The organism is Pseudocolwellia sp. G5-9 (assembly GCF_055808995.1).
This window is the reverse complement of the sequence record NZ_CM147893.1, coordinates 4,180,659-4,195,827: the sequence shown is the minus strand read 5'-3', so window position 1 is coordinate 4,195,827 and position 15,169 is coordinate 4,180,659. Positions and strand designations below refer to the sequence as shown.

Genomic DNA, 15,169 nt, shown 5'->3' with positions numbered 1-15,169 from the left:
ATAAGCAGTACATTAAAAACTTTATTACACTATGAGCGCCATAATATAAGTAACCTTTATTGCAAACAAACAAATTTATAAGCAAATAATAAAAATAAATATTTATTTTAATAAATAACGAAAATTTAAAACTTTTGTATTTTACAGTACAAAAACTTAGTAAGAGTATGCTATAAATAATGTACTTATCTTTTTCGCTCGACTAAGGCGCAACTTACTAAATAAACTTCAACTTGTGTTATTTCCGTAAAAATTCAAAGTATTTTCCTGAATATAGAGAGTAAGTATGAATAAAGCCTCCCCATCTGTAGAAAAATTGGCAGAGCTTGTTGGATTCCATAAAAATTACGTTAATAGTTTTGGGATCAAACAAACACCAAAAAAAGAAGCACTAGCATCATTATTAAATGCAATGGGGTTTAACTTAACCAGTGAACAAGTACTCGCTGAACAAATACAGACATTACAAGAAAAGCAATGGCGGAATATTTTACCAACTACTCATATCATAAAAAGTACGAATAAAACGCCTTTTATTCCTATTAGCATACATAATTCGGGAGTTCAGCAAACAATAAGCTGGACAATAACAACTGAAAATGGCGATTTATTTAATCAACACCTTGATACTTCAAACTTAGAATTAATAGACACAACAAAGTTAAACGAAAGCACTTTTTCCAAATATCAGTTACCTATTCCTCAGATAGAAGAGGGTTATCACAAATTATCAATAAAGTGTGGAGAACAACAATCCAATTGTCATTTAATTGTAGTACCCGAAACATGTTTTAGTGCGGAAGAAGCTCATAAAAATAAAGTATGGGGATATACAGCTCAACTATACTCTATACGAAGCGAACAAAATTTTGGTATGGGAGACTTCGAAGATTTAAATAAATTAATTATAGGCGCTTCTAAACAAGGAGCCTCAACTGTGGGGCTTAATCCATTACACCCTTTATATCAAAATAATCCAGCACACATCAGCCCTTATTCACCAACGAGCCGCTGTTTTATAAATACTTTATATATTAATGTACAAAATGTTCCTAATTTTTCAACATGTCAACTTGCCCAAGAAAAATTTAATAACGAAGACTTCCAAACAAAACTAGCCTCAGCACGATCAAGTCAGTTAATAGACTACCCTGCGGTTGCAGAGTTAAAGTTTGAATTATTAGAAATTCTATTTGATGACTTTATTATTTCTCCGCAAGAAATAAATGATTCTATAAGACAAGATTTTATTTGTTTTACTCAAGAGCAAGGGGAAGATTTATTTACACTAGCCACTTTTGAAGCACTTTATGAACACTTTAGAGAATTGGATCCTTCAATTTATGACTGGAAAGCATGGCCAAAAGAATACCAGTCGCCTAACACTCAAGCGGTAAAAATATTTCAAGAGTTACATGCAACACGTATTCAATACTTTATGTATTTGCAGTGGTTAGCCCACGAACAATTAACGAATGCGGCAAACCTAACACAGACTCATGATATGCCAATTGGATTATATTTAGACTTAGCTGTTGGTTGTGATGGTTCAGGCGTTGATGTTTGGTCAAACCAAGAGGTTTATGTATCTGGTGCTGCTATAGGTGCTCCGCCTGATGCTATGAATACACTAGGTCAAAATTGGGGCTTAACACCAATGAACCCTGTTGCTTTAAAAGAACAAGGCTACCAACCATTAATTAAAGCTTTACGCTGCAATATGCAATACGCCGGAGCCTTACGAATAGACCACATATTAGGATTAATGCGTCAATATTGGATTGCTCCTGAAATGGGTGCACATGAAGGTATTTATATCACTTTCCCGCTAGATGATATTTTAAGTATTATTGCTTTAGAATCACGTCGTTCTCGCTGTGTTGTTATTGGTGAAGATTTAGGAACCGTTCCTGAAGGTTTTGGTGAAATAATAGCTAAGTCGGGTTTATTGTCTTATAAAGTGCTTTATTTTGAACGTTGGTGGGAAACAGGTTTATTTAAACGCCCTGAATTATACCCAAGTCAGTCAATTGCGACTGTTTCTACTCACGATGTTCCTACATTGGTGGGTTGGTGGGCTAGCCGCGATTTAACATGGCGAAGAAAGCTAAATTTATATCCAAATGATGAACTAAAAGATCAAGAACAAATTGACCGTATTAAAGATCGTCATTGCCTAATCGATGCATTAAAAGACGTTGGTACCTTATCTGCTGATGATGTTAATAGTGAAACATTAGAAATAACCAACTCACATCTTAATATAGCTGTTCAAAAATATATTGGGTTATCAAAAAGCCATATACAGTTAATTCCTTTAGAAGACGCTCTAGAGTTATTAGAACAAGTTAATATTCCTGGCACGATTGATGAGCACCCTAACTGGCGTCAAAAACTTCCGATCATATTAGACGAACTATGGAGTATACCTTCAATCTTAAATATCGCGTCACTTATGAATGAGATTCGACCTAAATAAAGGAAGTATTTTAAACAGGGATTAGTTAAAATTCCCGTTTAAAATACAAATAAATAATTAATCCTCACACTAAAATCTATGGCCAAATCAATCATCCAACATTCTATTACTAGTTTTGGTATATACGACAAATGGGAAGACACCAGTAAATCACTTCCTAAAATTAAAGAATTTACCGTTAGTGTACCCGCTAAAATAGATATCGAATTTGGTTTTATTATCAACATAAAAAAAGGAAAAGGTAAAAAAATAACTTATTGTATTTATCATCCCAACATTCCTGATGACGATGGCACTGTAATGCCACCTTTTACAGGTGACATGTATATTAGGGATAATAACTGGAATTTTTATTTAGGTGATACAATATGGGCTCCTATTGATAATAAACTAGGCGATTGGCGTATGACTATTACGTGTGACAATAAAATTATTGCTGATAAAACATTTATAGTTGACGAGCCCAATGAGCTTTTAGAAGCATCATTCTGGAAAAGAGCAGGATACTAACACTACGCTTTAGCTCTCGGATAAAGTGAATAATTCATCTGCTGCGGCGTTATCTATTAAAAACTGTTCAAAGTCGCTCTTTTTAACCGGTTTAGAAAAATAATAGCCTTGTCCGTAATCACAGCCTATATCCCTTAATATATCTCTTTGTTCTTTTGTTTCTATGCCTTCAGCTATCACTTTAATATTCAGTTTTTTAGCCATAACCACCATAGCTTCGCATAACGCTAAATCTTTACTATCGTCAGTCATTTTTTGAACAAAACTTTTATCTATTTTTAAGTAATCTGTTTCATAATTTTTTAAATAAGAAAGTGAAGAGTATCCTGTACCGAAATCATCAATAGAAATGGGGATCCCTGATTCTTTCACTAGAGTTAACATATCAGTAACACCTTTTTTATTTTCCATTAAAAGGTTTTCTGTTATTTCAAAAGCAATTGAGCCTAAGCTTTCTTTTTCCTTTTTTAATAAATCCATCCAAGAAATTATATTTCCTGAGTTCTTTTTATACTGAATTGGAGAGGTATTAATACTGATTTGAAAATTAGCATTAATACTTTCACGCCATTCTTTTACGTCTAATAGCACCTGATGAAAAACAAAATCACTAATTTCAATAATTAACCCGGTTTCTTCTGCAAGCGGAATAAAATCTAATGGGTTTACCGTTCCACGTTTAGGGTGCTGCCACCTAACCAACGCTTCAGCTTTATAAATAATATTAGTTTGTAAGTTAACAATAGGCTGGTAAACAACAAAAAACTCCTTATTATTTATCGCGTGACGTAAATCCTGAATTAGTTGCATTCTTTCTACGGCTTGCTCTCTCATTGACTGAGTAAAATAATGATAGTTATTTCGTCCTAAACTTTTAGCTCCGTACATTGCTTGGTCTGCATTTTTTAGTAAATCATCTATATCTACGGCATCATCTGGATAAATAGTAAGACCAATGCTCACAGCACTATGTACCACTTCACTAAAAAGATAATAAGGTAAAGAGATAGATTTTCTTAGTTGTTCTGCAACAACTTCTACGCCTTTAAAGTCTTTAAGGTTAGACATAATAATAACAAACTCATCCCCCCCCAACCTTGCTACAATATCGTTTTTACGAATACTTTGCTTTATACGTTTAGCGGTTTCTTTTAATAAAGCATCGCCAATATGATGACCTAAAGTATCATTTACATCCTTAAAATGATCTAAATCTAAAAAAGCTAATGCTATTTTTTCATTATCTCGTTCAGCTCTGGCAATCAATTGTGTTAAATGGCTACGCATCATATTTCTATTGGGTAATCCAGTCAGATTATCAAAGTTTGCTTGTTGCCATATTAATAAGTGATTTTTCTCCCTCTCAATAGATATACTCGCTAAATGTGCAAACTGTTCTATGAGTAAAAAATCCTGCGAGGTAGGTATATATTGAGCACTATGGTAAAGACTAAATACACCAATAACCTCTCCTTCCGAACTTACAATAGGTTCAGCCCAGCATGCATTTAAGCCTGATTTTTCAGCCAATTCAGCAAGTAAAGTCCAACGATGGTCTGTACTAATGTTTGCAACAACAATTCTTTTTTCATAAAAAGCTGCAGCTCCGCAAGGCCCTCCTTCAGGGCCAATTTCCATCATATGAGTTTTTTCTAACATAGCTTTAGGTAAACTAGGCGCAGCACCCGTTATAAGGAATTTTTTAGATTTATCGAGGAGGGATATACTACATATAACATCGGAACTTTCTTGTTCGACACTTTTAGTAATAAACTCTAAAACAACAGGCAGTTTATGAGACCCCACAATAAGCTCTAATGTTTTATTACGAAGACGCTCTAGTCGCTCACTTTTAATTAAGGACATATGTTGCTGGCTTATATTACGAGCCGAAAAGTAAGCAAAAATATTTGCCATAAGTAAGGTAACGATGATGGTACTAAAACTGATTAAAGAGGTTTGATTAAAGGTTAAAATACTCACAACAATCATGAGTACAGCACTAAGAACCAGTGCTAAATTAATTCGGAATAGATAATAAGAAGCAATAATTACTGGATATTCCCAGTAAATTTGACTAACCCCCTTCAGCCAAATAATTAACACTACTCCTAACATAGAAGATATGCCTAAAAAAACACTGACTTTTTCTGTATTTCTGGTTTTATAAACGTAATAAAAAGTACTCGATAATGCGAGAACAATCACAGCATCCAGCAAAGCATGTACCCATTCTTGCTGGTAAATACGAATCAACATAAAGAGGGTAATAACTATAATCCCAGAAGAGGAACTAGAAAGGAGTAGATACTCTTTAATTGAACGTTTACTCATTATCGAATACCTGTTGCGCTTTCAAAACATAAAATCCTTTTTTATTTGTATAGTAAGAAATTTACTTCCTCAACAACAACGCTTACACCTTATTAAAAACGTAAGCAAAGATAGTCTATAAAACGTTCACAATGTATACATAATAGTCCTAAACGTTAATTTAGCCAAGTAATTACGATTAAATCAACTTTATTCAACAGTTGGAATAACACATTAAAAACTAGAGCATGTTTACCTTTTGGGTATAAATTTCGTTTGAATGAAACTGTAAAGCAATGCTAGTTGCATGTCTGCTGCGTTATTATTTTCTTAGTAGAATAATTACATATCAAAACAAATCCTTGCATAAAGGCCAAACGAGCTATTGTAGGCTAAAAAATATATCGCAAAGATCAACAGCCCCTAATTTTTGTTACATAAAAAATGAGTGAATAGGTAACTTCAGCTTGAAAGTATCGTCCTTCAAATTTATGATGGCTGTAAATCCTTTCTCTGATGAAGTAAATTTTACTTTATCGTTACTTATTCTCTTTACAGGTATTCTCCTTGGAACATTTAATTTGGAATATTGACCCCGTATTAATCTCTTTTGGCGCTGTAAAAATCCATTGGTACGGTGTTTTATTTGCCTCTGCCATACTCTCTGGTTTGCAGGTAATGAAATGGATTTATAAAACAGAAAATATTAACCAAGAATCTTTAGACACCTTATTAGGTTATGTTGTTTTTGGAATTATTATAGGCGCACGATTAGGCCATTGTTTTTTCTATGATCCTAGTTATTACTTCGCAAACCCAATGAAAATATTAGCAATATGGGAAGGTGGATTAGCCAGCCATGGTGGCGGCTTAGGTGTTATATTAGCTATCGGTTTGTACGTTAAAAAATATAAAGTCAGTTATTTATGGATTTTAGATAGACTTGCAATTGCTACTGCTTTATTTGGTGTTTTTGTACGTTGTGCAAATTTTATTAACTCTGAGATACTTGGTGTTACAAGTAATGTGCCATGGGCTGTTGTTTTTGCAAGAATCGATAATTTACCAAGACATCCTGCACAGCTTTACGAAGCTATTTCCTACTTATTTATATTCATCATTTTACTTGGCTTATATAAAAAGTTTAAAAGTCATTCACCAAAAGGATTATTACTAGGTACCTTTTTAATTCTTACCTTTACCGCTAGATTTTTAATTGAATCTGTAAAACAAAAACAAGCGGCCTACTCTTCAGAGTTTATTTTAAATACAGGGCAAATGCTTAGTATTCCATTCTTTATTGCTGGGATTATGCTAGTTATGTTTGCGTGCAAACAACTAAAGACTCCATCAACCAATACAAATAAGAAGTAGACTAGCATGAGTAAGAAGCATTATGTCATTTGGAAAGGTCAAAAAACTGGAGTTTTTGATACTTGGAGTACCGTACAATCGCTAGTTGCAGGCATGAACAATGCTCAATATATGGGCTTTCCTTCTAAAGCCGAAGCAGAAGAAGCTTTTAAAGAATCATATACTAAAGCCTTAATGAAACGTTCTTTATCAACTGGTAAAAGTACGCCTTCAAAAACAACTACATCAGCTAAAAAAGTCCCACTACAAAACAAAAGTTCAACGCTAAACTTTGCAGATATTAACATATACTGTGATGGTGCGTGTTCACCTAATCCAGGGAAATCAGGTTCAGGTATAGCAATTTATCAAAAAGAGCAACTCATACAACTTTGGTATGGTCTATATGATAAAAACGGCACAAACAATACAGCCGAATTAAATGCGCTTCATGAAGCTTTAAAGATTGCTGCAGTTCATATTAAAAAAAGTCAAAACGTTCAAATCTTATCAGATTCAAAATACTCAATTGACTGTATAACAAAGTGGGCGAAAGGATGGAAAAATAAAGGTTGGACAAGAGGCAAAGGAGAAGAAATAAAAAACTTGGAAATAATACAAGGCTGTTTTTCTCTTTATGAAACACTTAAAAGTCATTTAACCATCACTCACGTAAAAGGACATGCCAATATAGAAGGTAACGAACTCTCTGATAGAATGGCTGTTTTTGCACGTATTAATGCTGAAAAGGACTTTGTTAAATATACACAGTCTATTGATATTAAAGAAATATTAGCTATGGCGTCAGGTTAAATAGTTGATTTTCAAATAAAGTACACCGGAATTTTTGTCAGTTTTTTTTACAGTTAGTAAGTATCAAAGAAATAAATAATGTCTAATCACTTGAAAATAATGAACTAAATTTCACAGGTATGATCTGTGCTTAAGTTTCTATGGAAAATAAATAATTTCAATAAGGAAATGTTATGCTTAAAAAAAATTTAGTTCAATTATCATCAGCTTTTCTATTATCTACCGCTATTCTATCAAGCGCATCAGCAACAACAATAAACCTCAGTTATAATTCTAGTGATTTTGCAACAGCAAAAGGCGCGTTGGCATTAGAAGGTTTTAAAAAAGCAGCTAACTTTTGGGAAAACCAGTTTACCGATAATGTTCAAATTAACCTAAATATAGGCTTTGGCTCTCTTGGTGCAGGTGTTCTAGCGCAAGCAGGTTCCACTAGGGTTGATCTTTTATATCACAATGTAGCCAACGCTTTATTCACAGATGCAACTTCAGCAGCAGATGTTGTTTCAGTAAATAATTTAGAGTGTAGTAATTTAGGTCAAGCTTATTGTGGTATGAGCTTTTTAGATACTGAACAAGACATTAACGGATTTGACTATACAGAAATAGACAATGATGGATCAGCTAATGGTCAAGATGATAACCATATGGTTTACATGACACAAGCTAACGCAAAAGCTTTAGGGTTCTCATCAGATGTTTACGGTAATGCTTTTTCAGCTTCGGATGCGGCACTAACATTTAGTAGTGATTTTGCATTTGATTTTGATTCAAGTGATGGTGTTGATATCGATAAATGGGACTTTATTGGCGTGGCTATTCATGAAATAGGCCATTCATTAGGTTTTGTAAGTGGTGTAGATTTTTATGATTTTTATGATGATAACACCCTTGATTTAGATAATGTAGGTGGAGTTGCCGCCACAATGGATCTATTTCGTTTTTCTACTGAAAGTGCAGCACTAGGCCTCAAAGATTTTAGGCCAGGTGGAGACAGCTACTTTTCAATAGATGGTGGTAAAACTAACATAGCACCTTTTTCAACAGGTAGAACCAATGGTGATGGTCAACAAGCAAGTCATTGGAAAGACAACTTAAATATAGGAGCTCTTGATCCTACTGCAGCACCGGGTGAATTTGTAGATGTAACCCCTTTCGATTTATTAGCATTTGATGTTATAGGCTGGGATCTTAAATCTGTAACTGGAGTGCCTGAGCCAACTACGCTAGCTTTATTTGGTTTAACTTCATTTGGGATGTTTTTCCGTCGTAACAGAAAAGCTAAATAATATTAGTTTGATTACTTGGATCTATTTTCATACAAAAAAGCGCATCTTGCGCTTTTTTCTTCTTTAGCTAAAGCGGTTAATTACATTCTTAACCGAGAATTACCAACAGGAGAGTTTTCTTTGCGTTTGAGAGAAAACACTCCCACTTTACCATCGCTACCCGCACCTAAAAACAATTCGTTATTACTTGCTATAGTATAAAAACCAATATCATTTTTATTGTTTTTTAATGGTTGCCACGTCATTCCATAATTAAATGATACGTCGCTCGATAACTTACCCGTAATAATACAAATACTTTTAATACAAGACATTGCTGTACGTAACCCCCTATTACCACTCCTAAGTGAAAAAACTTCATCTCCTTTAACCAAAGATAAATTTTTATACTTCCCACTTCTATTTTTATAATCCCCCCCAAGCACAAAAGCATTACCTTGATATTGGTATAAACCATACCCCCCAGCTGTTAATGTTTCATCAAACAAAGGAAGTTTAATCCTTTGCCAATTCTCGCCATAATTAGAACTTATATATAATGATGCCTGCTTACCTCCCGTGGTAAACCAAGCCTTACCATTTTCACCAACAATTAAAGTGTTACCGCTTGCAGCAAAAGCAGATTCGTTATCTAATATTGCAGGTAAGTTATTTTTTTCAACACGACTCCATGTTTTCCCACCGTCTACAGTACGTTTTATTACATAATAGCCATCAAGAGGATCTCCTAAAAGCAAACCATTTTTTTTGTTCCAAAACCCTATCGAATTATAAAACCCCTTCTCTTCTTGGTTTTGATTTAATAATTTCCAATGATTCCCCCCATCTTGTGTAATAAACAACACTGATTTTTTTCCACTTCCCGCTCCCATAACTATTGCTGTATTTTCATCAAAGACTTCAATGTCTCTAAAGTCATATAATATTTCACTAGATATCGAACGATTTTGCCAAGAAGTTCCGCCATTATGGCTAACAAAAATAGAGTTATTTGTACCGGCAACCCATAACGAATTTTTATATATACCACTTGCTCTTAAAGAGGGTGTATTATCTATTGTGCTCATTTTCCATTGAGGTAAGTCAATGGTCATTTGAGTAGCTTTAGCGCCCAAAGAGAGTAATAAAAAGATAATACAAATCGCACAGGATATTTTTAAGTTATCCTTTGATTCCTTTAGAAAAAATATATTTGAATTAACATCCATAACATTAACCTTTAAAAAATAACAATTTAGATAAAAATAAACTAAGATTAACAGAAGTTAAAATTTAATAAGCTGTTGTAAATTAATTAAAATTGAGTGATAGTTATAGCATAGTAAAGGACTAATAATGTCATATTTATATATGAGCTGTAACTTAGCAATAAATTATAATTAAAACTTATGTTACATATTGATCAAAAAGTAATTGAAGATATAGAGCGTGGCTTTTCCATTCCCGCCCAACCCAAATTACTTAAAAAACTTCAAGGATTAATTGCGCAAAAAGAGCCTGAGTTAAATCTTATCGCTCGTACTATAGCGCAAGATGCAGCTGTATCTTCCACTATATTAAAAACCATCAATTCGCCTGTTTATGGTTTATCTAGAACAGTTTCTGACATACCCAAATCAGTTCGTTATATTGGTTTAGAAGGCATAATAATCTTAGTCACAAGCAGTTTACTAAAACAAGTCTTTAAACAGGAAGACTGCTCAATCGCATTAGAAGATTTTTGGATAAATTCAACCAATATAGCGAATGTTTGTGTACATATAGGTAACTCACTAAAACAAGCTATCTCTAAAGATATTTTATTTTCTTTAGGACTTTTCCATGATTGTGGTATTCCTATTATGGCAATGAAATACTCTGAATATCATCAAACATTTCAACATGCCTTGGAAACTCCTGACGTTTCAATAACATCAATTGAAGATACTACTTACAAAGCAAATCACGCAACTATAGGCTATTATGTTGCCACCTCGTGGCGATTACCTAAAGATATTTGCCAATTGATTTTAGCTCATCATGAAAGAGATTTTTTAGATAACCCATTCAGCCGCCTTCAAAAATTTTATTTTTCTATTTTAAAAATGGCTGAAAATATTGTCCATCAAAAAAGATATAACACTGACACGCCTGATTGGACTTTTCTAAAAGAAAGAGTCTTAAAAATACTCGTATTAAATGAAGATGAATATCTAACGTTATTCAATAGTTTTGAAGAAATAACAATCTAGCGCTAACTTATCTTCAGCTGTTATTTAATAAAATTTGACCAGTTATCTAAAAACGCTTTGAAGTCTTCAATACCGCATTCAGCAGAGCTATCGTAGTCAGTATTTAAGTCTTCTTCAAACTCAGCACCATTATCTTTATCAAAATGTTCAAACTGACTATTGGCAATAATTTTTACAGAATCTTCACTAAAAATAAGTGTGTATTCCATGCCTATTATTGTAATGTCGCTTTGTTTTCGATCCTTAACATTGGCGATCGCATCTAATAGGATGCTTATTTTTTCAATATTTTTACCAACCTCAACTTCTAGCCAAGGCCCCATAATTTCATGTTCCATAGAAAATCTAGCGCTAGCTGATCCCGTAAATGAATCATGAATAAATTCGTATTCCATAAATTCCTCATAATTAAATATACCGATTATATCAAACTTCCCCACCTCTCTTTTGATAAATTATTTAACCTTAAAAAAACACATTAAATAAAACGTATTTTTAATATAAGTAATATAATAAAAAAGAATTCATCATATCTATACTGGTTCATACCGTCATTATTAGCTAGAAGATTAAAAAATACATCTTGATTTTCAACAGTCACATAATTCAAAATAACTAACGCTTCTATCAGGTATATTTTTCATGAATAGTCTTTATTTTATCAAATGATTCATAGTAGATAAAAAATCAGGTAAAATAGGGACAAATTTTGTCCTGGCTAATGACCCTGTTATTAGCATTTTATAGCTAGAGAGAGTATCAAATGAGTCTGTATTTAGAGTATATAGCAGAAATTGAAAGTCGTAAAAAGGAGCTTGGTTTAGCGCCAAAGCCTATTGATAGCGCTGAATTATTAGCTGAAATCATCGAACAAATCAAAGATCAAGGGAATGAATATCGCGCAGATTCTCTTAACTTTTTCATTTACAATACTCTGCCTGGTACTACAAGTGCAGCTAGTGAAAAAGCAAAATTCTTAAAACAAATTATTTTAGGTGAAGAAACAGTAGCAGAAATTACACCTGAATTTGCTTACGAATTACTATCACACATGAAAGGTGGCGCATCTATTGGCGTGCTACTCGACCTAGCATTAAGCGATGATGTTGCCTTATCAACGCCAGCAACCGCGGTATTAAAAACACAAGTATTTTTATACGATGCAGATACAGCGCGTCTTGAAGCGGCTTACAAAGCAGGCAATGCCGTTGCTAAAGACATCTTAGAAAGCTACGCTAACGCTGAATTCTTTACCAAGCTACCAGACATTGAAGAAAAAATTGAAGTAGTAACTTATATCGCTGGTGAAGGTGATATCTCAACTGATTTACTTTCTCCTGGTAACCAAGCACACTCACGTGCTGACCGTGAATTACACGGTAAATGTATGATATCTCCAGAAGCTCAAGACGAGATCCAAGCTTTACAAGCTAAGCACCCTAACGCAAAAGTAATGCTTATCGCTGAAAAAGGTACTATGGGTGTTGGTTCTTCACGTATGTCGGGTGTGAATAACGTTGCACTTTGGGCTGGTAAACAAGCAAGTCCATACGTTCCATTTATTAACATAGCTCCTGTTGTTGCTGGTACAAATGGTATTTCTCCAATATTCTTAACGACTGTTGATGTAACTGGTGGTATTGGTCTTGATCTTAAAAACTGGGTTAAGAAAGTAGATGCGAACGGCAATAATGTTGTTGATGAAAATGGCGATGTTGTTTTAGAAGAAGCTTACTCAGTTGCTACTGGTACTGTATTAACTATTGATACTAAAGCTAAAAAATTATTAAACGGTGATAAAGAACTAGTTGATATCTCTTCTGCTTTCACTCCACAAAAAATGGAATTCATGAAAGCGGGTGGTTCTTACGCGGTTACCTTTGGTAAGAAGCTACAAACTATTGCAGCTGAAGTACTAGGAATTGAAATACCTCAAGTTTATGCACCTTCTAAAGAAATCTCTCATGCAGGTCAAGGCTTAACAGCCGTTGAAAAAATATTTAACAGAAATGCTGTAGGCGTTGCTTCTGAAACTGATCTTCACGCAGGATCTGATGTTCGCGTTAGAGTTAACATTGTAGGTTCACAAGATACTACTGGCCCTATGACATGCCAAGAGCTAGAAGCGATGGCCGCATCAACTATTTCTCCATTAGTTGATGGCGCATATCAGTCTGGTTGTCACACAGCATCAGTATGGGACAGCAAAGCTAAAGCAAACATCCCTAAATTAATGAGCTTTATGAACAAGTTCGGTTTAATTACAGCGCGTGATCCTAAAGGCGTTTACCACGCAATGACTGACGTAATTCATAAAGTACTAAATGATATTACCGTCGATGATCGCGCTATCATTATTGGTGGTGACTCGCATACTCGTATGTCTAAAGGCGTAGCATTTGGTGCCGATTCAGGTACTGTTGCAATAGCTCTTGCGACAGGTGAAGCGGCTATGCCAATTCCAGAGTCTGTAAAAGTAACATTTAAAGGCAAAATGCAAGGTCACATGGATTTCCGTGATGTTGTACATGCTACTCAAGCACAAATGCTTAAACAGTTTGGCGGTGAAAACGTATTCCAAGGTCGTATAATCGAAGTACACATTGGTACTTTATTAGCTGACCAAGCGTTCACTTTCACCGATTGGTCTGCAGAAATGAAAGCAAAAGCTTCAATCTGTATTTCAAATGATGAAACTTTAATTCAATCAATTGAGCTTGCTAAGAGCCGTATCCAAATCATGATTGATAAAGGTATGGAAAACGAAGCGGGTACACTTAACGGTTTAATTGCTTTAGCTGACAAACGCATTGAAGAAGTTAAATCAGGAACTACTCCAGCATTATCACCAGACGACAACGCCAAATACTACGCAGAAGTTGTTATTGATTTAGATGTTATCGATCAACCAATGATTGCTGACCCTGATGTGAACAACGAAGATGCATCTAAGCGCTACACCCATGATGTTATTCGCCCTGTTTCATACTACGATGGCAAGCCTGTAGATTTAGCGTTTGTTGGCTCTTGTATGGTTCACAAAGGTGACATGCAAATCATCGCTCAAATGTTACGTAATATTGAAAAACAAAACGGCAAAGTAGAATTTAAAGCGCCATTAGTTGTAGCTCCACCAACTTACAACATTGTTGATGAACTTAAAGCGGAAGGCGATTGGGACATCTTACGTAAGTACTCTGGTTTTGAATTTGATGATGCAAACCCGAAAGGTGCAGCACGTACTAAATACGAAAACATCATGTATTTAGAACGTCCTGGCTGTAACTTATGTATGGGTAACCAAGAGAAAGCTGAACCTGGTGATACAGTTATTGCTACTTCAACTCGTTTATTCCAAGGCCGAGTTGTTGCGGATAGTGCTGAGAAAAAAGGTGAATCATTACTAGGTTCTACACCGCTAGTTGTACTTTCATCTGTACTGGGTCGTTTCCCTTCAATCGAAGAATACAAAGCTGCGGTAGAAGGTATCGACTTAACTCGATTTGCTCCTCCTACAGAAGAGATGAGCACTAAATACGTACCTATTAAAATGGTATAAATATTACTAAGCTAAGTACTTTATTTGGAAGATAGGTAAGGTACTTAATTAGAAATAAAACAAAAAAAGGGTGACCATTTTAGTTGAGCGAGTTAACACTTGCGAATAACTAAAATAATCACCCTTTTTTATTTCTGTAAAGGAAGAACAGACAACAAAAATGAATATTAACTAAGCTGTATGATAAAGATTTAACCTTTGTTCAAACTTGGCTTACATTCAATATTCGCTTGTAACGAAGCAGGAATAAAACTCTTGATATATTTTTCATCATTGTAGGTTTCAATACCATCAACAATTTCAATTTTAAAACCATAGGCTTTACAAATCTGAAAAGATTGACGAACTAAAAAAGCCGAAAGTGTTGAAAATCGCGTTCTATTGGTAGAACGAACAATTAAGCTATAGTTGTTATCACTTATTTTATGTTGCTCAAACTGAACTTGATGATCAAAATCCCAAGCTTTACCTTCCGATACTTCTGACTCTCCCTCTAAAATATGAGCACACCCTGTCATACATAACATAAAAACAATAAGTATCGATTTCATTTAATCTCCTAAAAATAAAAAACTCGTGGTATTGGATAATCACGATATACGTAAGAATACAACACAACGAGTTT

The 15,169-nt window shown here is 34.3% G+C and carries 11 protein-coding genes; 7 read left to right on the top strand and 4 right to left on the bottom strand.

What is annotated here, in order from left to right:
* The first annotated feature begins 286 nt into the window (after window positions 1-286).
* Together malQ and AC0L5Q_RS18190 are read left to right on the top strand one after the other, a co-directional pair.
* Window positions 287-2,479 (top strand): 4-alpha-glucanotransferase, encoded by a 2,193-nt coding sequence (malQ, locus tag AC0L5Q_RS18195; protein WP_473612715.1) that lies wholly within the window; start codon window positions 287-289, stop codon window positions 2,477-2,479.
* Between the two features lie 78 nt (window positions 2,480-2,557).
* A complete protein-coding gene (locus AC0L5Q_RS18190; protein ID WP_473612711.1) occupies window positions 2,558-2,989 on the top strand; it encodes a DUF3859 domain-containing protein in 432 nt (143 codons plus the stop codon).
* A gap of 9 nt (window positions 2,990-2,998) precedes the next feature.
* On the opposite strand, the gene AC0L5Q_RS18185 is transcribed toward AC0L5Q_RS18190, so the two are convergent.
* Entirely contained in the window at window positions 2,999-5,323 is a 2,325-nt protein-coding gene (locus tag AC0L5Q_RS18185; RefSeq protein ID WP_473612707.1) for a putative bifunctional diguanylate cyclase/phosphodiesterase, read from the bottom strand.
* 546 nt (window positions 5,324-5,869) lie between these two features.
* Between AC0L5Q_RS18185 and lgt the strand changes: the two genes are divergently transcribed.
* From lgt to AC0L5Q_RS18170, 3 genes are all read left to right on the top strand, one after another.
* Entirely contained in the window at window positions 5,870-6,676 is an 807-nt protein-coding gene (gene lgt, locus AC0L5Q_RS18180; protein ID WP_473612703.1) for a prolipoprotein diacylglyceryl transferase, read from the top strand.
* A 6-nt stretch (window positions 6,677-6,682) separates the two neighbouring features.
* Complete coding sequence (locus AC0L5Q_RS18175) at window positions 6,683-7,468, top strand: ribonuclease H family protein (protein ID WP_473612700.1); 786 nt, start codon at window positions 6,683-6,685, stop codon at window positions 7,466-7,468.
* Between the two features lie 173 nt (window positions 7,469-7,641).
* Window positions 7,642-8,754, top strand: a complete 1,113-nt coding sequence (locus tag AC0L5Q_RS18170) for an NF038122 family metalloprotease (RefSeq protein ID WP_473612696.1) — start codon at window positions 7,642-7,644, stop codon at window positions 8,752-8,754.
* Window positions 8,755-8,834: 80 nt separating this feature from the next.
* On the opposite strand, the gene AC0L5Q_RS18165 is transcribed toward AC0L5Q_RS18170, so the two are convergent.
* Window positions 8,835-9,962 carry a WD40/YVTN/BNR-like repeat-containing protein gene (locus AC0L5Q_RS18165; protein WP_473612692.1) on the bottom strand — a complete coding sequence of 376 codons (1,128 nt, stop codon included), beginning with the start codon at window positions 9,960-9,962 and terminating at the stop codon, window positions 8,835-8,837.
* 180 nt (window positions 9,963-10,142) lie between these two features.
* On the opposite strand from AC0L5Q_RS18165, the gene AC0L5Q_RS18160 reads away from it, so the two are divergent.
* Window positions 10,143-10,985, top strand: coding sequence for an HDOD domain-containing protein (locus AC0L5Q_RS18160; RefSeq protein WP_473612688.1), 843 nt, complete (start codon window positions 10,143-10,145; stop codon window positions 10,983-10,985).
* Window positions 10,986-11,005: 20 nt separating this feature from the next.
* On the opposite strand, the gene AC0L5Q_RS18155 is transcribed toward AC0L5Q_RS18160, so the two are convergent.
* Entirely contained in the window at window positions 11,006-11,380 is a 375-nt protein-coding gene (locus AC0L5Q_RS18155; RefSeq protein WP_473612685.1) for a YacL family protein, read from the bottom strand.
* Between the two features lie 368 nt (window positions 11,381-11,748).
* Between AC0L5Q_RS18155 and AC0L5Q_RS18150 the strand changes: the two genes are divergently transcribed.
* Window positions 11,749-14,544: a bifunctional aconitate hydratase 2/2-methylisocitrate dehydratase gene (locus AC0L5Q_RS18150; RefSeq protein ID WP_473612680.1), complete on the top strand. Its 2,796-nt coding sequence runs from the start codon at window positions 11,749-11,751 to the stop codon at window positions 14,542-14,544.
* 191 nt (window positions 14,545-14,735) lie between these two features.
* Here the strand turns inward: AC0L5Q_RS18150 and AC0L5Q_RS18145 are convergent, their stop codons facing one another.
* The gene (locus AC0L5Q_RS18145) at window positions 14,736-15,095 is read right to left on the bottom strand and encodes a hypothetical protein (protein ID WP_473612677.1); all 360 of its coding nucleotides are present in this window, start codon (window positions 15,093-15,095) and stop codon (window positions 14,736-14,738) included.
* Window positions 15,096-15,169: the final 74 nt, after the last annotated feature.

Excerpts from the sequence above, each read along its gene's own strand:
- AC0L5Q_RS18190 (WP_473612711.1), top strand. The coding sequence starts at position 2,558 with ATGGCCAAATCAATCATCCAACATTCTATTACTAGTTTTGGTATATAC.
- AC0L5Q_RS18145 (WP_473612677.1), bottom strand. The coding sequence starts at position 15,095 with ATGAAATCGATACTTATTGTTTTTATGTTATGTATGACAGGGTGTGCT.
- AC0L5Q_RS18185 (WP_473612707.1), bottom strand. The coding sequence starts at position 5,323 with ATGAGTAAACGTTCAATTAAAGAGTATCTACTCCTTTCTAGTTCCTCT.
- AC0L5Q_RS18175 (WP_473612700.1), top strand. The coding sequence starts at position 6,683 with ATGAGTAAGAAGCATTATGTCATTTGGAAAGGTCAAAAAACTGGAGTT.
- malQ (WP_473612715.1), top strand. The coding sequence starts at position 287 with ATGAATAAAGCCTCCCCATCTGTAGAAAAATTGGCAGAGCTTGTTGGA.
- AC0L5Q_RS18155 (WP_473612685.1), bottom strand. The coding sequence starts at position 11,380 with ATGGAATACGAATTTATTCATGATTCATTTACGGGATCAGCTAGCGCT.
- AC0L5Q_RS18165 (WP_473612692.1), bottom strand. The coding sequence starts at position 9,962 with ATGGATGTTAATTCAAATATATTTTTTCTAAAGGAATCAAAGGATAAC.
- AC0L5Q_RS18170 (WP_473612696.1), top strand. The coding sequence starts at position 7,642 with ATGCTTAAAAAAAATTTAGTTCAATTATCATCAGCTTTTCTATTATCT.
- AC0L5Q_RS18160 (WP_473612688.1), top strand. The coding sequence starts at position 10,143 with ATGTTACATATTGATCAAAAAGTAATTGAAGATATAGAGCGTGGCTTT.
- AC0L5Q_RS18150 (WP_473612680.1), top strand. The coding sequence starts at position 11,749 with ATGAGTCTGTATTTAGAGTATATAGCAGAAATTGAAAGTCGTAAAAAG.